Source organism: Pseudobdellovibrionaceae bacterium, assembly GCA_015163855.1.
GTDB lineage: Bacteria > Bdellovibrionota > Bdellovibrionia > Bdellovibrionales > UBA1609 > JAAOIH01.
The window spans coordinates 20,162-27,113 of sequence record JAAOIK010000037.1 but is presented as its reverse complement, the minus strand read 5'-3'; the positions used below and the strand labels follow the sequence as shown (position 1 = coordinate 27,113).

Below are 6,952 nucleotides of genomic sequence, written 5' to 3'. Positions count from 1 at the left end.
GTTCTTTAATTTTTTTAATAGAATTAAAAAGATTTTGATTAGCTTGGGTCATTTGTAAAAAACCAACATTATCTATCTGTCTGTGCAAATCTATAGCGGTTTTTAACAAGCGGTTGGGGTTGCTACCTTCAATACAAGCAATATTAGTTAAAGAAATATTAAGCTGGATATTAAAATTTTTAGTAGGGTCAGTAATTAGGCAGTTATTGTGCATTGGCCTGCTGGGAAAAGGGATAATGTTATTTAGTGTGCTCATATTGCAATACTCCGGTTAAAGGCCAAAACTAAGGGAGTTTTGCTGTTTCAGCAAGAAAAAGCGAGGCTAAAAGTAATAAATACAAACTTTTTTATTTTTTACTTAGTTCAACTGCCTGTGGAGGGTTAGTTTTTCCGATCTGCCTCATTATGAGACTATTTGTGGCATAGCTTTTGCTCTATTAGGCTTATGGGTGATAGTTTCACGGTTAGTAATTAAATAACATAGGATGTAAAGTGTTTAAAATTATATTAGTAAGTTGTTTTTTAGTAGAAGGGGTTTTTTCTTATGCACAAGGAAAAAGCTTGTCCCTTCAATTAAATAGCCTTTATCAGAAAAGGTTTAAGCAGTCTCAGAGCCAAAAGACCCCTATTTTTCCTATAAAAACTTTACCAGGAAACGAAGAAACAAACTTTAATATTCAAACATTTAAAGATATGGAAAATATAACTCAGCACTTTGCACAACAGTCTGCTAATGGCATTAGTACTAAAAACCTGTATAACGCAATGGAAAAATATATACAAAATAGCGTTTTATCGAAAAACACAGATGCTTTTCAAGGCTGTAGTATGAAGCTGTATAAAGATGAAAAAAAAACTTGTGTTAGCGCTCAAGAATTGTATGTGATTCCTTATTCTGGGCCAGAGAACAAAAATCTTTTGATACAGAGGTATATGGATACCTATGTTTTAGCGGCAGATAACTCTCATTTCTTCTCTATAGATTTTTATGAAAAACAACTGGTAGAAAAAAATCAGTGCAATTATGTACAAAAGCAGTGGGGAGAGGACACCTACATGCTTCCCAATGAGCAATCTAGAATCGATTATATTGACAAAAATAACTGGACTTCTACAACAGCTAAAATGATTTGGCTTTGTTATAATTCTTATTCTTTTCTTGATGATAATAAGCAGTCTTGTAACTTGTTACAGATAAAAGCAGACCAAATGCAAGTCAATGATATGCCAGTGTATTTTGTATCTTCTTTTGTTGCAAAAGAACAATCTTGCAAGGTTAATCTTCAGCAAAAAAAAGTGGTAAAGTATTCTAAAAAACAGGAAAAAATAGTGAACGCGAACAATGAATCTTCTTCTTACTCTATTATCACAGCAAAAAATCAACACCTTTTAATTTATACCGCTTATGCTTATTGCTCTGATAAACCTAAAGCTAAACAGGTTTATGAAAATAATTTTTCTTCTATGCAAAACTATACTTGTATAGGAGAAGATAATTCCTCTTATTACTCTAATTACCGTTTACTGGGAGTAGATCCCGAAGAGCGGTCTTCGTCGAGTGAAGATTTGGATTTTTAACTAAAAATATTTACCGAGAAGTAATAATGTTTAAAATTTTTCCGGGTTTATAAATAATTTTCAATATTTTTTTATCTTGTAAAGCCTGAGTATAAGGCTTTAATGTTTCTGCTTTTTTTACAGCTTCTTCTTGGGAGGTTTGTTGAGTGACTTCAATAAGACCACGCATTTTTCCATTTACTTGCACGCCCATTTGCATGCTGTTTTCTTTGGTAAGCTCTTCGTCATATTTTGGCCACTGAGCTAAAGACACAAGGCCAGTTTGCCCTAGCCTTTCCCAAATTTCTTCACTCAAGTGAGGGGTAAAGGGCATTAAAAGTTGGCACATGGCCTGGAGTATAAAATGCGGTTTTACATTTTCTTTATACAGTTGGTTAGTTAAAACCATAAGACTGCTAAGGGCAGTATTAAAATTCATGGTTTCAATATCTTGTCCCACTTTTTTAACAGTTTTGTGATATAGTTTTAATAAGAGTGGAGAAATTTGGTTGGGACTTAAGTTTTCTGTAATGGCATTCCCTTTTTCATCTAGACAAAGCCTGTAGTAACGCTCTAAAAATTTTTTAATTCCTTCGGCCCCGTCGCTGTTCCAAAGCTTATCTTTTTCAAAAGGTCCCATAAAACAAATGTAGGCTCTGGTGGCATCGGCTCCGATATTATTTTTAACATCATCAGCGCTAACAACATTACCCTTAGATTTAGACATTCTTTGCCCATCAGGACCAATAACTACTCCTTGATGAACTAATTTTTTAAAAGGTTCTTTGTAAGAACTTAGGCCTGCATTAAATAATACTTTTTGCCAAAATCGAGAATACAGTAAATGACCAACGCTATGCTCACTTCCTCCTACATATAAATCTACGGGCATCCAATATTTTTGTTTATCAAAACTAAAGGCTTCTTTATTATTGTGTGGATCGGTGTAGCGTAAAAAATACCAAGAAGACCCTGCCGACCCAGGCATGGTGTCGGTTTCTCTTTTTCCTGTAATGCCATTGTAAGAATAATTAACAAATTCTTCAATTCTAGCCAAGGGAGCCTCGCCGGTATCTGTGGGTTCATAGTTGGGCGTTTGCGGAAGACTAACGGGTAACTCTTCATGAGAAACTCCTACGCACTGACCACCATTAGTGTGCACTACAGGAAAAGGCTCTCCCCAGTACCGTTGTCTGCTAAATAACCAATCTCTTAATTTGTATTGGACTTCTTTTTTTCCTATTTTTTTTTCTTCTATGGTCTTAATTATTTCTGTAATGGCCGCAGTTTTAGAAAGGCCATTTAGGTGTTTAGAATTAATTAAGCTGCCTTCTTCGGTAAAGGGTAATGTTGTTTTTAATTCATTGCTTTTTAATACTGGTAAAATATCTAATTGATATTTAGTGGCAAAGTCATAATCGCGTTGGTCGTGAGCAGGCACTGCCATAATAGCCCCAGAGCCATAATCCATTAACACATAATCAGCAATCCAAATAGGCAATAGTTTTTTTGTAAGAGGGTGTACGGCATAAGTTCCCGTAAAAACACCTTGCTTTATAGTGTTACTTTTTCTATCCAACTCGCTAATGCTACTGGCTTTTTCGATATAAGTTTTTACTTCTTGCTTTTTTTCTTCCGTGCAAATAGATAGGCTTAGTAAGTGTTCTGGAGCTAAAACAATAAAGCTAACTCCAAATATAGTATCGGGCCTAGTAGTAAAAACAGAAATTACATCGTCTGTATTTTCGGTTTTAAAGCAGATGTTTGCACCCACACTTTTACCAATCCAGTGCCGCTGCATGTCTTTGGTTTTTTGAGGCCAATCTAAAGTGTCTAAGTCGTTTAGTAGTTCTTCTGCATAGTCTGTAATTTTTAGCATCCACTGTTTCATGGGCTTCTTAAAAACAGGGTGCCCTCCTCTTTCACTTTTTCCATCAACCACTTCTTCATTGGCCAGCACCGTTTTTAAACCAGGGCACCAGTTAACGGGAACTTCTTTTTGGTAGGCCAGGCCCTTTTTTAACAAAATTAAAAAAATATATTGTGTCCATTTATAAAAATCCTTATCACAGGTAGAAATTTCTCTCGACCAGTCAAAGCTAAAGCCAAAGGATTGCAATTGTCTTTTAAAATTTTCAATGGCCGCTTTTGTTGTTTCTTCGGGATGAACTCCGGTTTGAATAGCGTGTTGTTCGGCGGGTAGGCCAAAGGCATCATAGCCTATGGGATGTAAAACATTAAAGCCTAAACTGCGTTTATATCGAGATAAAACATCAGCAGGGGTATAAGAGGCAATATGACCCACATGCAATCCGTAGCCAGAGGGGTAAGGAAACATATCTAAGGCATAGTATTTGGGTTTTTTAGAATTATCTTCTGCTTCAAAGCAGCGCTCTGCAGCCCATTTATCTTGCCATTTTTTTTCTATCTTTGAACAATTATAAACCATAAAGAACCTTGTTTTAACAATTGAAATAGTCGCATACTAATAATATATTGTAAATAAGGAGTTAAAAAATGGCTATTTTTATAATTGATGATGATCCGCACATTTTAAATTTAGTTTCTGGGTGTTTAGAGTGGCAAGGCCATGATGTTTTAAGCTTCTCATCTCCTATAAAAGCTATAAAAACTTTAAAAACCACTTCTCCAGAGTTAGTCATTTTAGATATTGATATGCCTAAAATAAATGGGTTTAAGGTGCTAGAGGAGTTGCGGCAAAAAAGAAAATACATTCCCGTTATTTTTTTAACAGGAAGGTCTGACCGACTAGAGGTAATTGAAGGTTTAGACAAGGGGGCTGATGATTATTTGGTCAAACCTTTTGATGCTCGCGAGCTAATGGCCAGAGTGGCTGCGCAATGGCGTATTAAATCTATGAGAAATGATTTAGAAGAGGCTAATAAATTTTTAAAAAAATTAGCCATTACCGACGCTTTAACACAATTGTTTATAATGGAACAAGCTTATAAAAAAACAGAAAATATTTTTAAAAAATATAATAATAAAAAAACACCCGCTGCCGAGTTATTAACTAAACAAGGTGAGGCCTTGGGTTATGGTTTTTGTATGTTAGATTTAGATCATTTTAAATTGGTTAATGATGGCAACAGTCATTTATTTGGCAGTTTTGTGTTATCTGAGTTTGCTAAACTATTAAAGAAAAGTTTACCAAACACAAAAAGTTTTGCCGCTCGTTATGGTGGTGATGAATTTTTTTCTGTAATTTATGGAACAAAAAAAGAAGTGCATCGCTGGGCAGAAGATTTTAGAAAAACAATAGCCAGCTATATTTTTTTGCAAGACACTTCAAAAATACAATTAAGCACTAGTATGGGTTTAAGTTTTGTAGACATCAAAAAAATACAAAAATTAAAAAGTACAAAGGCGCAATTTTCTAAAGCGGTTTTGTATTTTTCTGACGAGGCTTTGTATAAATCTAAAAAGAAGGGAAGAAATAAGCTGACTACTAAGTACTTAAGTCAAATTCATTTTTCTTCAGTAATTTGATCTAAAGACTGATTAATAGATTGCAATGTTTTTTTGTATTCTTCAAAAATTAATTTTTCTATGGCTAGCCGAGACTCTTTGTTTAAAGGGTGGGCAATATCTTTAAAGCTATTGTCTTTTAATTTCTTGCTGGGCATGGCTACAAATAAATTGCTAGGCCCTTGTATAATTTTTAAATCTTTAACTATAAAGCAGTTATCAAATATTATGCTAACATAGGCTTTTAGTCTTTCTTCATTAACTAGTAAAATTTTGATATCTGTTATGTTCACTTGCGTATCCTCGTTGAATTTAAATGTGCAAACAGTAAATATTTTATCTTTATCCTCTTCTAGTCTATCGGCCAGGGGTAATAAAGGCTTAAATGCTTCTTTTTTGTTGTATCAGTTTGATACAAATAATAGTTAAGCAAAAATTACAGAGCCCGTTGACAGCAATTAAGAAAAAGGTTTTTGTGAAACCATCTATTTTTTAAAAAAAACAAATAAAAAAAACAACTTACAAATGAGTTAAAATTATTATGTCAGACAATACCAGTAAAAAAAATATACAGGCCATTCGTGATATTCAGCACTTTGGAGAAGAGGGAGGGGTAACCCCTGTTATTGATCACTCTTGCACCTCTACTTTTTTAAACACTGAAGATATGGAAAAAGTATTTCAAGGGGAGTTGCAAGGTTGTTATTTGTATAGTCGGCATTCTAACCCCACTGTGGTAGCCTTTGCTCAAAAATTAGCGGCAATGGAATATACAGAAGCTGCTTTTGGAGTAGCCTCTGGTATGGCTGCTATTAGTTGCACCGTAGAACAGCTTCTTTTAAATGGCGGGCACATGATAAGTTCTAATACTATTTACGGTGGAACATGGGCTTTGTTTCAAAATATTTTATCTAAAAGGCCTAACATTAGTATTAGTTTTATTGACCCCGATGATACCGAAGCTTTTGCATCGGCTATTAGGCCTGACACTAAATTTATTTATACCGAAACCATGAGCAACCCTTTACTAACCATTAGCGATATTGCGGGCTTATCGAAAGTGGCAAAAAAACACAACATTCCTTTAGTAGTAGATAATACTTTTACACCAATTTTAGTTTCTCCAAAACAATTAGGAGCAGATATTATTGTGTATTCTTGTACTAAATATATTTCTGGTAGTAGTGACCTTATTGCCGGGGCTATTTGCGCCAGTCAGGATTTTATTTCTCAGTTAATTGATGTTAACTCTGGAGTAGCTATGCTTTATGGCCCAGTAATGGACTCGCATGTTGCTTACCAATTGTATTCTAGATTAGACCATTTACCTTTAAGAATGTTAGCGCACGCTAAGGCGACAAAATTTTTAGTAGACAAAATGTTAAAGGAAGGAATAGAAAATATTTATTACCCTGGTTTGCCAAGCCACCCTCAACATCAACTTTTTCAAAAAATGCGAAACTCCCCAGACTATGCTTATGGAGGAATGATCACTTTAGACTGCGGTAGTTTAAAAAAAGCTACTGCCTTAGCACAATTATTACAAGAGAAAAAATTTGGTTTATTTGCTGTGTCTTTAGGTTTTTCTAGAACTTTATTAAGTTGCCCTAGTGCCAGTACTTCTAGTGAAATTCCCGAAGATGAACAAAAAAAAATTGGATTAAAACCAGGTTTATTAAGAATAAGTGTTGGTTTAATTGGCGATGATGAAGTCTTAACAAAAAAATTTATAAGTAGTTATAATAAAGTGTGTAGAAGTTAAAGCCGTTTTTTACTATCTACATCCTACTACAAAAGAAAAAGCCCCTCTAAAATTAGAGAGGCTTTTGGTGAATGTGTTAAGAAGGGTAGGTTTATATAAGAAATCTAAGAGCATAGATGATAAACCGAAGTTATCCCTTGCAAA

At 34.4% G+C, this 6,952-nt stretch carries 7 protein-coding genes; 4 read left to right on the top strand and 3 right to left on the bottom strand.

Annotated elements, in window-relative coordinates:
- Positions 1-256 (bottom strand): hypothetical protein (locus HAW63_04585; GenBank protein ID MBE8163245.1); only part of this gene is annotated, 256 nt, incomplete at its 3' end.
- A gap of 236 nt (positions 257-492) precedes the next feature.
- Between HAW63_04585 and HAW63_04580 the strand changes: the two genes are divergently transcribed.
- The gene (locus HAW63_04580) at positions 493-1,578 is read left to right on the top strand and encodes a hypothetical protein (protein MBE8163244.1); all 1,086 of its coding nucleotides are present in this window, start codon (positions 493-495) and stop codon (positions 1,576-1,578) included.
- A 10-nt stretch (positions 1,579-1,588) separates the two neighbouring features.
- Here HAW63_04580 and HAW63_04575 read toward each other — a convergent pair whose 3' ends face one another.
- Positions 1,589-4,006: a leucine--tRNA ligase gene (locus HAW63_04575; GenBank protein MBE8163243.1), complete on the bottom strand. Its 2,418-nt coding sequence runs from the start codon at positions 4,004-4,006 to the stop codon at positions 1,589-1,591.
- Positions 4,007-4,074: 68 nt separating this feature from the next.
- On the opposite strand from HAW63_04575, the gene HAW63_04570 reads away from it, so the two are divergent.
- Positions 4,075-5,067, top strand: coding sequence for a response regulator (locus HAW63_04570; GenBank protein ID MBE8163242.1), 993 nt, complete (start codon positions 4,075-4,077; stop codon positions 5,065-5,067).
- Here HAW63_04570 and spoVG read toward each other — a convergent pair.
- Entirely contained in the window at positions 5,046-5,339 is a 294-nt protein-coding gene (gene spoVG, locus HAW63_04565; protein ID MBE8163241.1) for a septation regulator SpoVG, read from the bottom strand. The two genes, HAW63_04570 and spoVG, sit on opposite strands and share 22 nt — an antisense overlap.
- Here spoVG and HAW63_04560 point away from each other — a divergent pair.
- Both HAW63_04560 and HAW63_04555 read left to right on the top strand, forming a co-directional pair.
- Positions 5,332-5,475: a hypothetical protein gene (locus tag HAW63_04560; GenBank protein ID MBE8163240.1), complete on the top strand. Its 144-nt coding sequence runs from the start codon at positions 5,332-5,334 to the stop codon at positions 5,473-5,475. The two genes, spoVG and HAW63_04560, sit on opposite strands and share 8 nt — an antisense overlap.
- A gap of 112 nt (positions 5,476-5,587) precedes the next feature.
- Positions 5,588-6,808: an aminotransferase class I/II-fold pyridoxal phosphate-dependent enzyme gene (locus HAW63_04555; protein ID MBE8163239.1), complete on the top strand. Its 1,221-nt coding sequence runs from the start codon at positions 5,588-5,590 to the stop codon at positions 6,806-6,808.
- Positions 6,809-6,952 lie beyond the last annotated feature (144 nt).

Excerpts from the sequence above, each read along its gene's own strand:
- HAW63_04575 (MBE8163243.1), bottom strand. The coding sequence starts at position 4,006 with ATGGTTTATAATTGTTCAAAGATAGAAAAAAAATGGCAAGATAAATGG.
- HAW63_04570 (MBE8163242.1), top strand. The coding sequence starts at position 4,075 with ATGGCTATTTTTATAATTGATGATGATCCGCACATTTTAAATTTAGTT.
- HAW63_04560 (MBE8163240.1), top strand. The coding sequence starts at position 5,332 with ATGTTCACTTGCGTATCCTCGTTGAATTTAAATGTGCAAACAGTAAAT.
- HAW63_04555 (MBE8163239.1), top strand. The coding sequence starts at position 5,588 with ATGTCAGACAATACCAGTAAAAAAAATATACAGGCCATTCGTGATATT.